The organism is Cryobacterium sp. TMS1-20-1 (genome assembly GCF_004402355.1).
Classification (GTDB): domain Bacteria; phylum Actinomycetota; class Actinomycetes; order Actinomycetales; family Microbacteriaceae; genus Cryobacterium; species Cryobacterium levicorallinum.
Window position 1 is genome coordinate 133,938 of the sequence record NZ_SOGF01000052.1, and the last position, 17,001, is coordinate 150,938.

General features: G+C 62.8%; 19 protein-coding genes. 17 read left to right on the forward strand and 2 right to left on the reverse strand.

The features are described 5' to 3' along the window. Positions 1 to 28 precede the first annotated feature (28 nt). The gene (locus E3O45_RS11900; protein WP_134443588.1) at positions 29 to 832 is read right to left on the reverse strand and encodes a hypothetical protein; all 804 of its coding nucleotides are present in this window, start codon (positions 830 to 832) and stop codon (positions 29 to 31) included. Here E3O45_RS11900 and E3O45_RS11905 point away from each other — a divergent pair. The 17 genes from E3O45_RS11905 to E3O45_RS11980 all read left to right on the forward strand — a co-directional run bounded on the left by E3O45_RS11905 (position 832) and on the right by E3O45_RS11980 (position 16,564). Then, positions 832 to 1,116 carry a hypothetical protein gene (locus E3O45_RS11905; protein WP_134443589.1) on the forward strand — a complete coding sequence of 95 codons (285 nt, stop codon included), beginning with the start codon at positions 832 to 834 and terminating at the stop codon, positions 1,114 to 1,116. The two genes, E3O45_RS11900 and E3O45_RS11905, sit on opposite strands and share 1 nt — an antisense overlap. A 525-nt stretch (positions 1,117 to 1,641) precedes the next feature. After that, the gene (locus E3O45_RS11910; protein WP_092448833.1) at positions 1,642 to 1,875 is read left to right on the forward strand and encodes a helix-turn-helix transcriptional regulator; all 234 of its coding nucleotides are present in this window, start codon (positions 1,642 to 1,644) and stop codon (positions 1,873 to 1,875) included. After that, positions 1,868 to 3,154 carry a type II toxin-antitoxin system HipA family toxin gene (locus E3O45_RS11915; RefSeq protein WP_166789485.1) on the forward strand — a complete coding sequence of 429 codons (1,287 nt, stop codon included), beginning with the start codon at positions 1,868 to 1,870 and terminating at the stop codon, positions 3,152 to 3,154. Before E3O45_RS11910 ends, E3O45_RS11915 begins: the two co-directional genes overlap by 8 nt. Positions 3,155 to 3,440: 286 nt before the next feature. Next, positions 3,441 to 4,055 carry a uracil-DNA glycosylase gene (locus E3O45_RS11920; RefSeq protein ID WP_134443591.1) on the forward strand — a complete coding sequence of 205 codons (615 nt, stop codon included), beginning with the start codon at positions 3,441 to 3,443 and terminating at the stop codon, positions 4,053 to 4,055. Between the two features lie 55 nt (positions 4,056 to 4,110). After that, on the forward strand, positions 4,111 to 4,926 hold the full coding sequence (locus tag E3O45_RS11925) for a nuclease-related domain-containing protein (RefSeq protein WP_134443592.1): 816 nt from the start codon (positions 4,111 to 4,113) through the stop codon (positions 4,924 to 4,926). Positions 4,927 to 5,156: 230 nt separating this feature from the next. Next, positions 5,157 to 8,282, forward strand: coding sequence for a DUF3427 domain-containing protein (locus E3O45_RS11930; protein WP_134443593.1), 3,126 nt, complete (start codon positions 5,157 to 5,159; stop codon positions 8,280 to 8,282). A gap of 277 nt (positions 8,283 to 8,559) precedes the next feature. Beyond that, positions 8,560 to 8,853 carry a hypothetical protein gene (locus tag E3O45_RS11935; RefSeq protein ID WP_134443594.1) on the forward strand — a complete coding sequence of 98 codons (294 nt, stop codon included), beginning with the start codon at positions 8,560 to 8,562 and terminating at the stop codon, positions 8,851 to 8,853. Beyond that, positions 8,850 to 11,639, forward strand: coding sequence for a UvrD-helicase domain-containing protein (locus E3O45_RS11940; RefSeq protein ID WP_134443595.1), 2,790 nt, complete (start codon positions 8,850 to 8,852; stop codon positions 11,637 to 11,639). Before E3O45_RS11935 ends, E3O45_RS11940 begins: the two co-directional genes overlap by 4 nt. A gap of 39 nt (positions 11,640 to 11,678) precedes the next feature. Further along, positions 11,679 to 11,864: a hypothetical protein gene (locus E3O45_RS11945; protein ID WP_134443596.1), complete on the forward strand. Its 186-nt coding sequence runs from the start codon at positions 11,679 to 11,681 to the stop codon at positions 11,862 to 11,864. An 82-nt stretch (positions 11,865 to 11,946) separates the two neighbouring features. Beyond that, the gene (locus E3O45_RS11950; protein WP_134443597.1) at positions 11,947 to 12,195 is read left to right on the forward strand and encodes a type II toxin-antitoxin system Phd/YefM family antitoxin; all 249 of its coding nucleotides are present in this window, start codon (positions 11,947 to 11,949) and stop codon (positions 12,193 to 12,195) included. Beyond that, a complete protein-coding gene (locus tag E3O45_RS11955; RefSeq protein ID WP_134443598.1) occupies positions 12,192 to 12,449 on the forward strand; it encodes a type II toxin-antitoxin system RelE/ParE family toxin in 258 nt (85 codons plus the stop codon). Before E3O45_RS11950 ends, E3O45_RS11955 begins: the two co-directional genes overlap by 4 nt. Before the next feature lie 3 nt (positions 12,450 to 12,452). Beyond that, positions 12,453 to 12,584, forward strand: a complete 132-nt coding sequence (locus tag E3O45_RS18230) for a hypothetical protein (protein ID WP_255452981.1) — start codon at positions 12,453 to 12,455, stop codon at positions 12,582 to 12,584. Positions 12,585 to 12,768: 184 nt separating this feature from the next. After that, positions 12,769 to 13,104: a hypothetical protein gene (locus E3O45_RS11960; RefSeq protein ID WP_134443599.1), complete on the forward strand. Its 336-nt coding sequence runs from the start codon at positions 12,769 to 12,771 to the stop codon at positions 13,102 to 13,104. A 104-nt stretch (positions 13,105 to 13,208) separates the two neighbouring features. Next, positions 13,209 to 14,435: an exonuclease domain-containing protein gene (locus E3O45_RS11965; protein ID WP_134443600.1), complete on the forward strand. Its 1,227-nt coding sequence runs from the start codon at positions 13,209 to 13,211 to the stop codon at positions 14,433 to 14,435. A 210-nt stretch (positions 14,436 to 14,645) separates the two neighbouring features. Continuing rightward, positions 14,646 to 14,978 carry a helix-turn-helix transcriptional regulator gene (locus E3O45_RS11970; protein ID WP_134443601.1) on the forward strand — a complete coding sequence of 111 codons (333 nt, stop codon included), beginning with the start codon at positions 14,646 to 14,648 and terminating at the stop codon, positions 14,976 to 14,978. 34 nt (positions 14,979 to 15,012) lie between these two features. Further along, positions 15,013 to 16,197 (forward strand): type II toxin-antitoxin system HipA family toxin, encoded by a 1,185-nt coding sequence (locus E3O45_RS11975; protein ID WP_241985336.1) that lies wholly within the window; start codon positions 15,013 to 15,015, stop codon positions 16,195 to 16,197. 226 nt (positions 16,198 to 16,423) lie between these two features. Beyond that, positions 16,424 to 16,564 (forward strand): hypothetical protein, encoded by a 141-nt coding sequence (locus tag E3O45_RS11980; RefSeq protein ID WP_241979057.1) that lies wholly within the window; start codon positions 16,424 to 16,426, stop codon positions 16,562 to 16,564. Between the two features lie 60 nt (positions 16,565 to 16,624). Here E3O45_RS11980 and E3O45_RS11985 read toward each other — a convergent pair whose 3' ends face one another. Further along, positions 16,625 to 16,999, reverse strand: a complete 375-nt coding sequence (locus E3O45_RS11985) for a YccF domain-containing protein (RefSeq protein WP_104133257.1) — start codon at positions 16,997 to 16,999, stop codon at positions 16,625 to 16,627. Positions 17,000 to 17,001 lie beyond the last annotated feature (2 nt).

Genomic DNA, 17,001 nt, shown 5'->3' on the forward strand with positions numbered 1-17,001 from the left:
GGCTGGTAGCCAGCTTTGTCGGTACCGCCTAGTCGCGGCCAAACAGGTTGCCGAGTGCTGAGAGACCGGGGATCTCAAAGTTCGATCCCAGATCTTTCACCTGCTCGTTCAGCCCGGTCGCGTACTCGCCCGCGCCGTCGGCGACGCCCTGGGTGACTCCCTCGACACCGCCGGCGAGATTCTCCAAATCAACGCCCTGGGTGACTCCCTCAAGACCGCCGGCAAGGTTCTCGAAATCGACGCCGAAGCCGGCCGCCTGTTCCAGAAGAGGCCCGGCCACAGTGCTGAGCACCGCGCCACCGGCGACGGCGGCGAGTAGCCCGCCGGCCCCGAGCCCGACAGCGACTCCGGCCAGAGCGCCGCCGACTCCTCGGCCGGACGGCTTCGCGAACAGTTTCTTCAGGAACCCGGGATTCTGGGCTTCGCCGCGGGTGGCCGACCGGGCCAGGTCGTCCGGGCTGGACGATGCCGGGTATTCGTTGGCGGGCAGCTCTGCGCGCAACTGGGAATTGACCTCGTCGCGTTGCGTCGGAGTGAGCCGCGCGAACGCGTCGCGGTGCACCTGCTCGAGTTGCTGCGGCTGCGCGGTCTGCAGCAGGTAGTCGTAACGGGCGATAGCCGCGCGGTCTTGCGCGCTCACGTTCGAACCAGCAAGGGGAGCTGCACTGCGCTGCTCGTTGTTCGCCGGGGGCCTGCTGTCTCCGGTGACCTTGTCGGCTGCGGTGCGCACCATCGCGCGCCAATCCGTCTTGCCTGACCCGCCGGAGGACGGCTGCCCTTTCTGGTCAAGGGCCTTGGCTGCCATGCTCAGAATGCGCTGGAAATTGCTCATTGGGGGCCCTTCGGTTTGGCTGGGGTTTCTATTGTGCCCAGCCAAACCTGAGCAAAGCCTCCCAGCCGCCGCCGCCCGCCGCCGATGCGCAAGCGGCCGCCGACGCGAAAGCTCTCGCCGCCCAGTGGGCCGCCGAGCAACCGTATGTTGCCCCCTACGTCGCGCCCTACGTTGCGCCCGCCGTCCCCAGCGTCGACAACTACACCGGATGCCGCGCCTACGGCAACAACGGAACCTTCGTTGATAACAAGGGTCGCCGCTACACCAAGATCCCCTGCCCCTAATCGAGTCTGGCAAGACTCCTTACTTCGGCTCAGGGTTTGTCCTGGTTACCTGACCCGAGGCTCAGCACGAAATCGTTCTCGGGCTTTCGGAAGTTCGGTGCGGACCTCTCGACTCGGAAGAACAGAAAAGGCGGCGGCAGCGGTCATGTATAGAGTCGACGATGTGTGGTCTCGAATGTGTACACATTCGTGACGATTGCGCTACGGCCGGGTTCCTGGGGTGTCCAGCTGCGTTCGGTGCTGTCAGGGACCGACCCCATGGCATCCGCTGTGCGCCTTGTATATCTCTGTGTATCTTGTGTAATTCATGAGTCCTGTGTACCGGCCAACGCCAACGCCAACGCCAACGCCAACGCCAACGCGCTCGACGCTAGCCGCGATATCTGGGCAGGACGCTGGAGTCGATTCTCGCGGAGCATGCGGTCTAAGAGCCGTATTACCGAAAGGTAATTGCACTCCGTTCATTACCTATCGGTAATCGAATGCTAGGCTACTACCGTTCGGTAATAACGAAGCGGAGGTGCGATGATCGCTCAAATTCGGTCGGCGGTTGACCTCGGCGACTTCACGCGGCGCATCCGTCTTCAGCACGGTATGACCCAGCGGCAATTGGCGGTGGCCCTCGGCACAACCCAGCGCTACGTCTCCGAACTCGAGGCCGGAAAGCCCAAGAGGGCTGATGAGCGGTACTTCGAGATCCTGGCCAAGCTCGGAATTGCCCTCTCGGCGCAGTCGACGTCGCCGGTCGATGATGAGTGACCCCGCCCTGCGCGTGGAGCTCTATGGCACTCACATCGGCGACCTCACCCACGCACCCCGGGGTCGCGCCCTGTTCGACTGGAGCAACGACGCCCTCGCGCGGTGGCCCCTGCGTTCGACGCCGCTGTCGGCCTCCCTCCCCGTCGGCACGTCGAATGTCGACACCACGGAGTCATTCTTCGGCGCACTGCTGCCGGAGGGGCGCTGGCTCGACCTACTGGCCAATGCGCTCCAGGTGCGCAGCAACGACCTGATCGGTATCTTCGGTGCTGTCGGGGCAGACCTCATCGGCGCGCTCACGATCGGCGCGGGCCGCGTGACAGGGCAACCCCGATTGCTCGAGGAGTCCGAACTCGTGCAGTTGCTGAGCCAGGCGGCCGGCTACATTCTTGGCGGCGGCGGTTCCGCGCTGCCCGGCTTTCAACGAAAACTCGCCCTCACCCGTTCTGATGGCCGCTGGATCGCGGGTAACGGTACGAAACCCTCCACCCACATCCTCAAACCGGTCTCCGAAGAAAATCGCCATCTCGTCGAGGGTGAGAACTACGTGTTGGGTGTCGCTCGGGCGCTCGGCCTCCTTCACTTCGATTCGTGGGTGGACACGATCGGCCAGACGCCGGTGCTGGTCGTCGAGCGCTATGACCGACGAATCACGAATTCCAGCATCGAGCGAATTCATCAGGAGGACTTGGCGCAGGCGTTGGCGCTCCCGTGGGGCGGGGACGACAAGTTCGAGCGCAGCAACCGCGGTGCCAGCCTGGCCGCGATCGCTTCGGTGCTCGACCGCGACCGCAGCATCTTCGACCGCACAGAACCAGACCGCGAGAAGCTGCTTCGATACACAGTGCTCAACGTCGCGGCCGGCAACACCGACGCGCATGCGAAGAATTTTTCGCTCCTCCGCTTTGATGATGGCCGCTCACAACTGGCTCCCTTCTACGATGCCGCGCCGCTCGCTCTCGGGTTTGAGGCACCGCTGGAGCTGGCGATGTCCATCAGCGGCGAACGCGTCATCACGCGGGTCACTCTCGATCACCTGGTCGACGAGGCCTGTGCCTGGGGCCTCGAGTCTTCGCGCGCCCGAGAGGTCATCGCTCAGACCCTGGACGCCGTGATTGCAGCGACGCGGGAGTTGCCCGCGCACCAGTCGATTTCGAAACACGTGCCGGGCTACATTCGTGGCCAGGCGCAGAATCTGGCAGCGGGAAAGCCGGCGCGCATCACAACGCCGATGCCTCCGATCCTGATGCCCAGACTGGGCACGCCTCCGTCCGATTGAGCGGCAACCGTGATCGGCTCGCCCAATTCACCAGCGGATGATCCCCGTTGCGTCACGACCCTGGCGAAAGTGACCGGGCTTGTCGCCCGGCTCACTGCGGGTTCGCCGCCGTTATCGCAGTCACGCGAAGCTCAATCGCGAGCACGGAGGGACTCTTACTTCTGAACGCGCGAATGACTCTCGCCCCTTGCCTGCTAGTGACCGACTAGTGACCCGTGCCTCAGTCGGGCGGCCCAAACACCCGGGTAGCCTCGCGAACTGCAGCAACCCCGGGTACGTTTACCCCATGACCCGACGCATGAAGGAACCCGCCTACCTCGCTGAGCAGGTGAAGCATCGTTTCGATCGGCACATCAAGCCGATCAACGACTACGTCGACGAGATCAGCACGCCAGACCTCTGGGTTCCTTACGTCGCACCGATCCACGGTGGCATTAACGCTCGCGTACTCTCCGTGCTGCGCGATCCAGGCCCTGCCACACGCAAAGACAAGGGCAGTGGGTTCATCAGCATCGAAAACGATGACCCAACCGCTGAACGGCAGTGCGCGCGCTTCGCGTCAGTCGGCGTTAGTGCCTGCGATATTCTGCCGTGGAACGCCTACCCCTGGTTCATCAATCGAGCCCCCAAGGCCGCCGAGTTAGAGGCCGGCGTTGACACAATCCTCGAAATGCTCCACCTGGCACCAGCCGTGCAGGTCGTGTTGCTTCAGGGCGGAGACGCCCTCAGATCGTGGCACCGGGTGCTAAGGCGCGCGCCGAATACGGCCAATGAACTCACCGTCATCTCCACCTACCATCCGGGAGCTCAGGCGCTCTGGCACAGAGATCCGGCCGAGCGCATCCGGCGTGCAACACATCAAGTGGATGCCTACCAGCACCTCGCCGCGGTTCTCGCCTAGCGCAGACTGGCTCGGTGTCGGATTCGCTAACGTGGCACTAATCATCGGGGGATGAATGACAACACAGCTACCGGGCATGCGCCATCGAATCGCCGCCCAATCGGTCATCGAAGAGCTGCTCCACCAGCAGCTGTCGATGCCGCCGCGCACGCGCTTCGCCCGGTTCTGGGGCGTCTCCCCGCTGGCCGCCGACAGCGTCGCCTGGTACCGCGGCGCCCAGGGCGAGATCGAGGTCGGCAGAATTCTCAGCCGGCTCCCGCCCGAGTGGCGAGTCGTCCACGCTCTCCCCATCGGCGAAGCCGGCGCCGATATCGACCACCTCGTGATCGGCCCCGGCGGCATCTTCACCTTCAATACCAAGCACCATCGCGGCAAGAAGATCTGGATCGCCGAACGGGTGTTCCTGGTCAACGGCCAAAAGCAGCCCTACCTGCGAAACTCCAAATTCGAGGCCACGCGCGTCACCAAAATACTTCACGAGCGGATGCCACAGCTCCCGCCGGTGCAGGCCGTGATCGCGCTGGTCAGCCCCGCGTCGATCACGATCAAGAAGAGGCCCGACGAAGTCCACGTTCTGGATGCGAATTACTTACGGCGCTGGCTTCTGAAACGGCCAGTCGACCTCGCCGAAGCCGATCTGGTCGAGCTCGCGGTGATAGTCGATGCGTCGACGACTTGGTCGCCCACTACGTCGGCACCGACTCCGAACCTAATGGCGCAGTACACCAAGCTGGATGGCGAGTTTCGATCTGCGCTCGTTCGGCGCATCATCTGGAAGCTGCTCAGCATTGCGACGGTGACCGCAATCGGAGTATTCGTTGCTCTTCCACAGCTAATAGCGCTGGCGGAGAACGTCACTGGAAATTTCTGATGCCACAAAGGAAACGGAATTTGTGCCAGCCACGGGCCTGAGAGACGGCGCCCGAACACCAAGGTGGTGCTGGACGGAGTCCAATGCCTGGTCGTTGCTATGGTCTTAGGCAGAAGTACCAGGCGCTAGAAATACTTGGGGGATTGCCACATGAGACGTGTGCGTGCGAGAACGAGCCGCGACCATGAGCCTGCACGGGCCGACCTCGCGGATCTTCGGAAAATTACCCAATGACCCAACCGATGCCCTTCGGGCTCTATGAGACGCTCATCACCGGTTCCCTGACGAGTGAACTCGCCGTACGCGCCGAGACTGCAAGAAAGACGACCGATAAAATCGTCGACGCGGAGGCCCCCGAGTTCCTCGCCCGATTCATCGCCAATGCTGCCCGTCGGGCGCTGACCGGCATCGATCCCGCTGATCGGGTTGCGCTCGTCAACCGCGTGCTCGCCGACCTGCAGTCCGATGAATCTTTTAAACCCGGGGAGTTGCGTCAGCTGCTCCAGCTGAGCGCTCCCGGCGCCAGCGCAAAAGCGATCGAGCGCCCGGCGACAGCGCTGAGCGATTCGGCCCTTCTCACGAATGCTCGAGACGAGCCCAGTCTGGGCGCTGAATTGCGGGCCGAGCTTGCGAGCGCAGATGAGGTGGACCTTCTCTGCGCCTTCGTGCGCTGGCACGGCATCCGTGTTCTCGAAGACGCTCTCATCGAACTTCACGATCGCAAGATTCCGTTCCGAGTCATCACGACGACCTACGTGGGAGCGACCGAGCGCAAGGCGCTGGACAAGCTCGTGGCCAAGTCTGGCGCTGAAGTGCAAGTGAACTATGAGACCCAGTCCACCCGCTTGCATGCCAAGGCGTGGCTTTTTCGGAGGAAGACCGGTTTCAACACGGCGTACGTCGGGAGTTCCAATCTCTCCCACTCCGCCCTCGTGGACGGGCTGGAGTGGAACGTACGGCTCTCGCAGATCAGCACGCCGGCGCTCATCCATAAATTTTCGGCGACGTTCGACAGCTATTGGAACGACCCATCGTTTGAGAATTACGATCCGGACCGCGATTCCGAACGCCTCGACATGGCATTGGGGCGCAGCGCGAATTACGGCCGTGGCGATTCCATCGACCTCTCGAACATTGAGGTCCGACCGTACCCGTACCAGCAGGCGATGCTGGAATCGCTCGAGGCCGAGCGAAACGTGCACGGTCGCCACCGAAACCTAATTATCGCCGCGACCGGTACCGGCAAGACGATCGTCGCCGGGCTCGACTACCAGAACCTGCTTCGGGCCCGTGGTTCTGACCTGACGATCCTGTTCGTCGCTCACCGGAAGGAGATCCTTGAACAGACACAACGAGTCTTCCGCCAAATTCTCATGGACGGCACCTTCGGGGAGCTGTTTGTCGCCGGGGGCAAGCCCGAGCGGTGGAACCACGTTTTCGCGAGTGTGCAGTCCTTGAACTCCTACGGGGTAGAGAACATCCATCCCCAACACTTTGACGTGGTCATCATCGACGAATTCCATCACGCCGAAGCGAAGACCTACCGGCGCCTGCTGAAACACCTCCAGCCCAAGGAACTGCTCGGTCTCACCGCCACGCCGGAGCGCGCGGATGGTGTCGACGTCAAGAACGATTTCTTCGCCGGCCGTGCCGCGGCCGAACTCCGGCTCTGGGACGCCCTCGAAGCTGACATTTTGGTCCCGTTCCACTACTTCGGCATCTCAGACGACGTCGATCTCAGGTCAGTTGAGTGGAAGCGAGGTAGTTACAGCGACGCTGGCCTCGACGCGGTCTACACGGGTAACGATGCTCGGACCGCCAAGATTTTGGTGACGCTGGCGGACAAAGTGTCGGACGTTCACCAGATGCGAGCAATCGGATTCTGCGTCTCCGTAGCCCACGCTGCGTACATGGCACGCAAGTTCAACGAGGCAAATATTACGTCGGCATGTGTTACCGGCGCGACTCCGTCGGCGGAACGCGAAGAGACACTGCGTCGGCTACGCCACGGCGAGATCAGCTGCATTTTCGCGGTGGACGTGCTCAATGAGGGACTCGACATACCGGTCGTCGACACGATCCTGATGTTGCGCCCCACTCAGAGCCCGACGATTTTTCTGCAGCAGCTCGGACGTGGATTAAGACGTGCGCAAGGCAAGGCAGTTTTGACCGTGCTCGACTACATCGGTCAGCACCGCCGCGAATATCGTCTCGATACGCGCTATCGGGCGTTGACGGGCTTTGGCCGCAGCCGTCTTAGGCGCGAGGCCGCGGCAGGGTTCCCGTTCTTGCCATCGGGGTCGCAACTTGTGTTGGACCGGGTTGCGCGCAAGGTCGTCCTGGAAAGCATCAGCTCGCAGCTCAAATTCAAGAAAGACGTCGTTGCGGACATCCGCTCACACGCATCGACCCGTCCGTCGGTACACGAATACCTGCTCGCGGAGTACCTCGAAGACGCCGAGCGGGGGATTCGCGAGATCTATAGCAGGTGGACCTGGACCGATTTGTCCCGAGAGGCCGGTTTGAGTGGGCCGATTGGTGACGACGCAGTCATGTCTGAAAGCGAGGAACAGCTTCTCAAACGGATGGTTGCCTTCGTGCACGTCGACGACCCCGAGCGAGCGGATGCCTACACTCGGCTCTCGACACCGGGGTGCCCGGCCTACGCGGAGCTGTCCGTCCGGGACCAGCGATATGCGCGCATGCTTGTCTTCACTTTGTGGCCGGACGGTAACAATTTCGCGTCTTATGAGGCTGCGTTGATTCAGCTTCGGGCCACGCGGACTGTCTGCTCGGAGATTCAGCAGATCGTGGCCTTTAGCGCGGATGCCTCCCGGCGGGTGCCGCTCGCCCTCGGGAAGGGGCTGGAAGACGTGCCGATGTTCAGCCACGCTTCGTATCGCCGGGAAGAGATTCTGGCAGCACTCGGCTACGCAAACTTGGAGACGGGCGGCCGCGTCGACAGCCACCGTGAGGGTGTGGCCTGGTGCGCCGAGACGTTGACTGATGCCCTACTCGTGACGCTCCATAAGTCTGAAAAGGACTTTTCGCCGAACACGATGTACCGCGACTATGCCCTCAACGCCTCCCGGTTCCACTGGGAATCTCAAAATGGGACGACCGTCGAGAGCGCGACTGGAAGCCGCTATATAAATGGCAGGCCCGGCGGTTCAAACGTTCTGCTCTTCACCCGCCACGACGGTAAGGACGACGAGGGAATGGTCGGCACGTACACCTGTCTTGGTCGCGTCAACTACCTCAAGCATGCAGGCGAAAAGCCGATCGCCATCACCTGGGACCTCCAACGAGAAATGCCCGCCGACGTCTACGTGAGCGCTAGCGCCGTCCCGCGATGAGCGATCTGCGGGCCTGTCGGCGGGGATCAAGACCGTGGCGCTCTGATGCTCCAGAATCTCCCTAAATCGGCCCTGTCCGAGGGCCGCGGGACGCCACAATGTGTCGCTACAGTTCGGATTACGCGCAAATGCCCCATGTTCGATAGGTCGCTGTTTCACGGAAACGTGCGGTGAGCAGACAACGCCGGGATGAATCCGACGTGACAGAGATGTAGTAACCCGGAGGTCGACCATTTTCTCGTCCATGATTGCATCGCAATTCGCAGGAGTGGCAGCCGTGAAGTTGTGGGCGGGAATCTTGCCGTTCGTTGCCTCCTGGCTGCTTGACGGTATCGTGCAGGTATTTCGGCACAACGGCCTGAAGCTCTTCTGGATGGCGCTGGGCTTCAACGTTCTCGTTGCCGGGGTCGGCTACGTCGCGCAGCAATATGGGATGAGCGCCTCGAACGTTCCCACGGCCTCGATCGCAAGCATGACTTCCCTGGCCCAAACGTTCCTCATGTTCACAATCCCGCTTGCCCTCATCGGCTTCGGCGCACGCACGATCAAGCTCCTGGTCAAGTCCCGATGACCAAACACGCACTTCCGACGTGGCAGCCGTCCGCCTGGGGCAAAGCCTTCACCAAGTCCGGCGACTGGCAACTCGCGCTCCACGACGACATCGTCACCGTCACCGTCGGCGGTGACACGACCGCGACCGCGACCGCGGTCGAGGACGTGTCGACCGTGGTCGTCACCCGCGGACTGTTCTGGAGCCGGATCGATGTGCAGGTGGGGGAGCGGGGTACCCGGCTCCGCGGCATCCGCTCTACCGACGCGGCAGCGTTTGACCAGGCGTTCACCGCGTCGCGCCAGTCGCTGTACCTGCGGCAGCTCATCGCGGAATTTGATGCGGCGGCGTATCAGGCAACGCTCTGGTTGAACAGCTTTACCGCCGCCCTCAGCCAACACCTGCAGACCAAGGGGTGGCTCACCACCGAATTCAGCACTGACTGGGCTGCGCGCAAGACCGCCGTGGGCTTTTGTCATCTGCTCGATGAGTCCCTGTTGCGCAGCCATATCGCCGAGCAGACCGCCGGCATCGCCGACACGATCGCTCTGTGGGCAGAAGACGTGCTCGACGTGATCGCGAGGGAAAACCAGAACCACCTCGAGTCCGAAACGGATGAATGTCGCGAGTTCTTCGAGAGCGTGGAATCCTCGCCGCTGACCCCAGAGCAGACCCGCGCCGTGATCTGCTTCGACAACCGCATGCTGGTCGTCGCCTCGGCGGGCTCGGGCAAAACCTCCACCATGGTCGCCAAGGCCGGTTACGCCCTGCACCGCAACCTCATTCCGGCCGACAAGATTCTCATGCTGGCCTTCAACAAGGAGGCGGCCAAACAACTGCAACAGCGCACGCGCGACCGCCTCGGACCGCTCGGTCTCGATGCCGACAAGGTCGTCGCCCGCACTTTTCACGCCTTCGGGCTCGAAATCATCGGCCAGGCCACCGGGCGGAAGTCGTCATTGGCGCCCTGGCTCGACGGCGGCGGTGATATCGAACAGCTCGGCTTGATCGTGGATCGGCTGCGCGCGACCGACGTCGTGTTTCGTTCGGAGTGGGACTTCTTTCGCGCCGTGCTTGCCCCCGATTACCCGGATGATGACGGGGCGAAGTCCGATCCCGGTGAGGGTTTCAAAACGTCGCAGGGTGAAACCGTCAAGAGCGCCGGAGAGCGCATGATCGCCGACTGGCTGTTCTTCAACGGCGTTGACTACGTCTACGAGCAGCGCTACGAAATCGAAACCGTCGACGCCGAGCACGCGCAGTACCGGCCGGATTTTTTCTACCCGGCCATCCACGCATACCACGAGCATTGGGCAATTGATGCCGATGGGTTGTCGCCGTTCGAGGACTATCTCGATGGTGTGGCATGGAAGCGGCGCATCCATCGCAGCAACGGCACCACCCTTCTGGAAACGACCATGGCGGAGCTCTGGGGCGGAAACGCCTTGACCAACTTGGGTCACGAACTGACGGAGCGTGGTATCACGCTGCAGCCCGACGCTGGCCGCCTCGCCGTAGGCCAGAAGCCCGTCGAAAACGCCCTTCTGCTCGGCACCTTTCGCACGTTCCTCCTGCACGCAAAAAGCAACTGTCTCACCGACGAACAGCTCAGCGCTCGCCTGGCCGAACAGGCTCATGGCCCCGTGCGTTACCGCGATGCGTCGTTTCTGCGACTATTCGCGGTAATCCGCCGAGAATGGAACGAGAAACTCCGTGCGGATGACTGCATCGATTTCGAAGACATGCTCACCCTTGCCGCGCAGCACCTCGAAAACGGCGATTGGGAGAGCCCCTACGAACTCGTGATGGTCGACGAGTTTCAGGACGCCAGCTTCGCCCGCGCCCGTTTGGCTCGGGCGCTCGTCGACGCACCCGGCCGCCACCTATTCGCGGTCGGTGATGATTGGCAAAGCATCAACCGCTTCGCCGGAGCCGACCTCTCGGTCATGACCGGCTTCGAGAGCTGGTTCGGCCCGAGCGACATCATGCGCCTCGAGCGCACCTTTCGGTTTCCGCAATCCATAGCGGATGTCTCCAGCACCCTCGTTTTGCAGAATCCGGCGCAAATCACCAAGAGCGTCGTTTCGTCGACCGCCGAGTTCGCACCCACGGTGGAGATCATGACGCTGCAAGCCGACAAGGCCGTAGCGGCCGGCATCCGTCATCGTTTGACTGAGCTGCACGGCCGGGTGGCCAGCGGCGCCATCCCCAGTGCGAACGGGCGCAAGGTGTCGGTGCTCGTGCTCGGTCGATACCGCCACCAAAGTAGTTATCTGGACGGCTGTAAACACCTCTCTGACCTGCTCGAGATGTCGTTCACGACCATCCACGCTTCAAAGGGAGGGGAGGCTGATTACGTCGTGATTGCCGGTCTGGTGTCGGGAAAGTGGGGATTTCCGAGCACTATCCCCAACGACCCGGTGTTGCGCCTCGCTATGCCGCAGGCCGAAGAATTTCCGAAGGCTGAAGAGCGGCGCCTGTTTTATGTTGCGCTGACCCGCGCCCGGCGCAGCGCATTGCTGGTCACCATCGACAAACGTGAATCCCGCTTCGTGATGGAGCTCATTCGCGACCAGGGCGTGCTGCGCACCAACGCGATCGGCGAGGAATTGAAGTCCATCGTCTGCCCACGCTGTGGTCGCGGGTTCATGGTCGAGCGCACCGGTAAGCGCGGCCCCTTTCTTGGCTGCGCCCGCTATCCGCGCTGCAAGACGACGCTGGCGCTCGACGGCAGCGAATCGGTGCCGGTCGTGAAGCCGGTCGGCGCGTACCGCAAGCCGTTCACGCCGCACCGTCGCAACCGCTGACAACCGGTTATCCAGCGACATTGTCTTTCGCGAACGGTTATGACCAAGTTCTTGGGGCGGCCGCCTGACCTCTGGTGGGCGCGGCCGCAATGTGTGCGGGGCAACGACTGGTACGTGTGGACCGCCAGCGGTGTCGGTGCCGCCGGCCTCGTGACACTTCTCGTGCTCTTTCAACGTGCCCGTGCACAGCGGATGGCGGCACGAGCGCACGCGGACGGCGCCTAACGAACGCCGTCTGGCCTTTGCCGTGCGCCCGGCTGCACATCTGCACATGTACATCCCCATCACGCGGATGTACATTTGAGGCATGTCGAAGTCAAGCGTCACCGACGCCAGGGCGCGCCTACCCGAGTTGATTGCCCAGGCCAGCTCAGAGGCCGTCTTCTTGGAGCGTCGCGGAAAAGTCGCTGCTGTGCTGGTGAGCCCTGAGCAGTACGCGCGCATGCAAGAAGCGCTTGACGATGCTGAGGATATCGCGGCGTTCGATGTGGCGATGGCCGACGAGGGCGACAACATTCCCTGGGAGCAGGTCAAAGCGGATCTCGGCTGGGTGTGAGCAAGTACCGCAATGAATTGCGCCCGGCAGCGGTTGAATCTTTGCGACGAATTGATCCGCAGGACCGCGGTCGGGTGCAGGGTGCCATTGCCTTGCTGGGTGAAGACCCTCGCCCGCCCGGGGCGCGAGCCTTGCAAGGACGTGACGGCTATCGGGTGCGGGTGGGCAGCTATCGGATTATCTACACCATTCGCAACGACATTCTGGTGGTGGTCGTGGTCACCGTCGGCCATCGTCGGGACGTGTACCAGTAGCGCGTGGTGCTACTCGACGGCTGCGTTATCGTGGCCCACAACGCAGCCTTCGACGTCACAGCAGGACTACCTCGCGCTGCTCGACCGCTGCTGCTCGACCGGCAGCTCTCCACCCACGAAGCCGAGGCGCTCTGATTCGCCAGAACCCCTCCCAAATCGGCCCTGTCCGAGGGCCGCGGGCCGGCTACGTGTCAACTAGAGTTCGAAGTGCGGGTTGAAGCCCGCCTCGCGTAGTCAGGACCATTGTTGGAATGCACGGCCATTCAGCCGCGTCCTGCAACCGGATCGAACGCGTCGAGCTAGCGAGAGGACAGCCAGCATGCCGCCAACCTGGCAGCCATCCGCCTGGGGCAAGGCTCTCACCAGCTCCGGCGACTGGAAAATCGAACTCCACGGCGGCACCGTCACGGTCACCCTGGGCGGCGTCCCTATCGTGACCGCAGTCGAGGATGTCGAGATCGTCACCGTCACCCGCGGCCTGCTTTGGAGCCGGATCGAGCTGCACGTGGGGGAGTGGGTGAGTCGGCTCTACGGCATCCGCTCGAAGGATGCTGCCGCGTTTGAACGAGCCTTCGCCGCGTCACTGAAGGCGCTGCAACTTCCGCAGCTCACCGCGGAGTTCGATGCGGCGGCCCACCGAGCGAGCCTGGGCTAAACGGCTTCACCGCCGCAACCGCTGACGCCCCTCGTCTGTGGGCCGCGGTTGCGCCTGCCTCCTCGCTACAGTCAAGGAACCACCACCCTCAGCTCAGGAGTACCATGCCCGGTTTCGCCGTCATCGACTTCGAGACCACCGGACTCTTCGCGGGTGGCCACGATCGTGCCATCGAGGTCGCCGTCGCGCATGTCAGCGCTGACGGACAGATCGAAGGGCAGTGGGAGACGCTCATCAACCCCGGGCGGGACCTCGGGCGTCAGGATATCCACCGCGTGCGCGCCGCCGATGTCATGAACGCACCTAGCTTCGACGAGATTGCTCCACAGCTCGTGGCGCTGCTGGACGGCCGCGTCATCGTGGCCCACAACGCCGCCTTCGACACCCGCTTTCTACTCGCCGAACTCGCCCGCGCCGGCTACCCGATTTTCGAACCGGTGATCAGCCTGTGCACCATGCAGCTCGCCCGCGACTTTCTACCCGGCACCGGCCGGTCGCTCGCCGACTGCTGCGCCGCCTACGACATCGATCTCACCGGTGCCCACCGAGCCTCCGTCGACACCTTCGCCACCGCCCAACTGCTCAGCCACTACATCACCGGTGCCGCCGATCCGATCCTGTGGGCCGACGCCCTTCACCGTGCCGCCGCCTACCGTTGGCCGACCCTGTCGTTGCCGGAGCGCCCATGGTACCCGCGGCCGGATTTCGCGACAGAGCAGACGGCATCCGCTTTTCTGGAACGCGTCAGCCTGCGACTGCCCGAGATCACCGGGCCGGCCGAACACCAGGACTACCTCGCCTTGCTGGACCGCTGCCTGCTGGACCGGCAGCTCTCGGCGCACGAAGCGCAGGCGCTCGTGCAGCTCGCCGAGGAGCTCGGCCTCAGCCGTCACCGCTGCGAGCTGTTGCACGGGGAGTATTTCGCCGCGCTCGCCCGCATCGCCTGGGCCGATGGCGTGCTCTCAACGGATGAGATGGCCGACCTCGTCGACGTCGCCAACCTGCTCGACATCTCAGCGGATGCCCTCGACGCCGCGCTCGACCAGCCGGAAACGGCAGTCGTCACCGTGACGAGTACACACTTCGAACTGCACCTCGGCGACCTCGTGGTGCTGACCGGCGAGATGACCCGACCCCGCAGCGACTGGGAGTCGGAGTTGCTGGCCCGCGGCTTCGCGCCGAAAAGTGCGGTGACCAAAAAGGTGACGCTGCTCGTGGCCGCCGACCCGGACTCACTTTCGGGCAAGGCGCGCAAGGCCCGCGACTACGGAATTCCGATCGTGGGGGAGGCCGCCCTGGCCCGGCTGGCGGGTGCGTTTCCGCTGCGCTGATCGCTGACTGGAATCTGCTGACCGCGGGGCACTATAAAGCGCCGTACGGCCTCGGCCAGACTCACCGCCCGAGCTGGTTCTCAAAGCGCAGGCCGGGGTGAGGAGATTGCATAGTGTGACCATCGATGATTCTGACCATTTAATGACTCGTATTCTCTACATTATCTTTCCCAATGTGTAGAATACTGGTCATATGAGGGGATGACTGTTATGGCTGAAAAACGAATGACACCGATTCCTGTTCGGCGAGCCATCCGCGAACTCGGAAAAGACACTCAAACCTGGCGCAAGCTTTTGGGATTGACCATGGAGCAAGTCGCAGATCGCGCCGACATAAGCCGCAGCACCCTCGCAAAATTGGAGTCCGGTACCGGCGGCGTCAGCCTCGAGACCGCGCTGCGCGTGTTCCGAGCCCTCGGAATCATGGACACAGTCGTCAACAGCGCCGACCCGTACCGCAGCGATGTGGGCCGGCTCCGGTCCGAAGAGATTCTGCCGCAGCGAGTGCGGCAGAGCACGCCGAAGTCCGTGTCGGATGCCTGACGCCGAAGTCTGGGTGCAGCTGGGCGGCGTAGACGTGCGCGCCGGAACCGTCTATTCCCATCGTCGGCGTGGCTCCGAGAGCGCCACGTTTACCTACGAGCCTGAGTATCTGGCGCGGCCTGCTGCCTACGCTGTAGACCCTGCCCTTCCACTGTCTTCCGGCGCGTTCAATACAGCGAATGGCCACCACCTGTTCGGCGCATTCACCGATTGCGCCCCTGACCGGTGGGGACGCAGACTCCTCGAACGGTCTGAACGCCGTCGCGCTTCCCGAAGTGGTGTTACCGAGCGCAGCTTCGGCGAACTCGACTTCACCCTCGGAGTCAGGGATGACCTACGCCAAGGAGCTATTCGGTTCCGCATTCCTGGCATCGATGAGTGGCAGGCAGAAGCGGCCGAAAGTGTGCCGCACCTCGTTGACCTGTCGCAGCTCCTTCGTGCCGTCGAATCAGTGGAAAGCGAAAATCCAGATGACGAAGCACTGCGCTTGCTGCTGGGAGCCGGGAGCTCGATCGGAGGTGCACGCCCCAAGGCAGCCGTGGTAAACGGTCGAGGCGAGCTGTTGATAGCAAAATTTCCGCGTGTGGGCAGTGACGAATGGGATGTCATGGCTTGGGAGCACCTATCCCTCACGCTCGCCTCCCGCGCCGGTATCAGCACACCGTCCAACGAGTTGATGACGGTGGCCGGTCGCAATGTCCTTCTCCTCAACCGGTTCGATCGGCAGGGCTCACGCCGAATCGGGTACGCGAGCGCCATGACCATGCTCGAAGCGGTCGACGGTGAACGGCGCAGCTATCTAGAAATCGCAGAAGTCATCGAGCGGTCATCATCGTCGGCCACGACTGAGCTCATTGAACTCTGGCGGAGGATTGCATTCTCCATCCTTATTTCGAACACCGACGACCATCTGCGCAATCATGGATTTTTGCGCTCCGACTCCCAAGGCAGTTGGAATTTGTCGCCGGTTTTCGATCTCAATCCCAACCCAACACCGGGACCGAAACATTTGTCGACAGCCATCGACTTTGACACATACGCCGCGAACACCGACACTCTTCTTGAAGTAGCACCGTATTTTCGAGTCCAGAGCCCCAAGACCATACTCGCGGACGTAGCCCACGCGGTCTCGGGGTGGGCAGCCGAAGCGCGCCGTCTGGGCATCGCCGAGGGCGAGATTGACCTGATGTCCGGGGCGTTTGCACCAGCAGGCCGATAGTGCAGAGCGGGAGCCCAAACTGGGGGAGCGAATCGCAGTGCGCTGATCTCCTGGACTGACAGGCTGGATCGCTTCTGTACGGTCTTGCTATGCGTATAGCGTGACAATACGCTGACGCTGTGATCGAGTCGTTTCGACACAAGGGACTAGCGCGGTTCTAGGCGCTGGGCAGTAAAGCGACTGGGAGTCGGAGTTGCTGGCCCGCGGCTTCGCGCCGAAGACTGCCGTGACCAAAAAGGTCACACTGCTCGTGGCCGCCGACCCGGACTCGCTCTCGGGCAAGGCGCGCAAAGCCCGCGACTACGGAATTCCGATCGTGGGGGAGGCCGCTCTGGCCCGACTGGCGGGTGCGTTTCCGCTGCGCTGACTTCCGGTTGTTCGCCGGCTCCGGCGTGATTTGGCGACGGAGCAGGCGGCATCCGCTTTGTTAGGGCGTGTCGACGATCTGCTTGCCGAGCGGCATGAGCGCGACCGGAATTAGCTTGAAGTTGGCGATGCCGAACGGGATGCCGATGATCGTCACGCAGAGGGCGATGCCGGAGAGCAGGTGCTCGAGGGCGATCCACCAGCCGGCCAGAATCACCCAGACGACATTGCCGAACAGTGACGCGGCGCCGGCGCCCGGGGCGTCGACCACGGTCTTGCCGAACGGCCAGAGCGCGTAGACGCCGATGCGTGCCGCGGCGATTCCCCAGGGGATCGTCACGATGAGAATGCACATGATTGCCGCTGCCAGCATATAGCCGAGGAACAGCCAGAAGCCTGACAGCACGAGCCAGATGATGTTGAGAAGGGTCTTCATGG

Bases quoted from the DNA above. Each gene is read 5' to 3' on its own strand.
- E3O45_RS11900 (WP_134443588.1), bottom strand. From the start codon at position 832: ATGAGCAATTTCCAGCGCATTCTGAGCATGGCAGCCAAGGCCCTTGAC.
- E3O45_RS11910 (WP_092448833.1), top strand. From the start codon at position 1,642: ATGATCGCTCAAATTCGGTCGGCGGTTGACCTCGGCGACTTCACGCGG.
- E3O45_RS11915 (WP_166789485.1), top strand. From the start codon at position 1,868: ATGAGTGACCCCGCCCTGCGCGTGGAGCTCTATGGCACTCACATCGGC.
- E3O45_RS11920 (WP_134443591.1), top strand. From the start codon at position 3,441: ATGACCCGACGCATGAAGGAACCCGCCTACCTCGCTGAGCAGGTGAAG.
- E3O45_RS11925 (WP_134443592.1), top strand. From the start codon at position 4,111: ATGACAACACAGCTACCGGGCATGCGCCATCGAATCGCCGCCCAATCG.
- E3O45_RS11930 (WP_134443593.1), top strand. From the start codon at position 5,157: ATGACCCAACCGATGCCCTTCGGGCTCTATGAGACGCTCATCACCGGT.
- E3O45_RS11940 (WP_134443595.1), top strand. From the start codon at position 8,850: ATGACCAAACACGCACTTCCGACGTGGCAGCCGTCCGCCTGGGGCAAA.
- E3O45_RS11945 (WP_134443596.1), top strand. From the start codon at position 11,679: ATGACCAAGTTCTTGGGGCGGCCGCCTGACCTCTGGTGGGCGCGGCCG.
- E3O45_RS11950 (WP_134443597.1), top strand. From the start codon at position 11,947: ATGTCGAAGTCAAGCGTCACCGACGCCAGGGCGCGCCTACCCGAGTTG.
- E3O45_RS11960 (WP_134443599.1), top strand. From the start codon at position 12,769: ATGCCGCCAACCTGGCAGCCATCCGCCTGGGGCAAGGCTCTCACCAGC.
- E3O45_RS11965 (WP_134443600.1), top strand. From the start codon at position 13,209: ATGCCCGGTTTCGCCGTCATCGACTTCGAGACCACCGGACTCTTCGCG.
- E3O45_RS11970 (WP_134443601.1), top strand. From the start codon at position 14,646: ATGGCTGAAAAACGAATGACACCGATTCCTGTTCGGCGAGCCATCCGC.
- E3O45_RS11985 (WP_104133257.1), bottom strand. From the start codon at position 16,999: ATGAAGACCCTTCTCAACATCATCTGGCTCGTGCTGTCAGGCTTCTGG.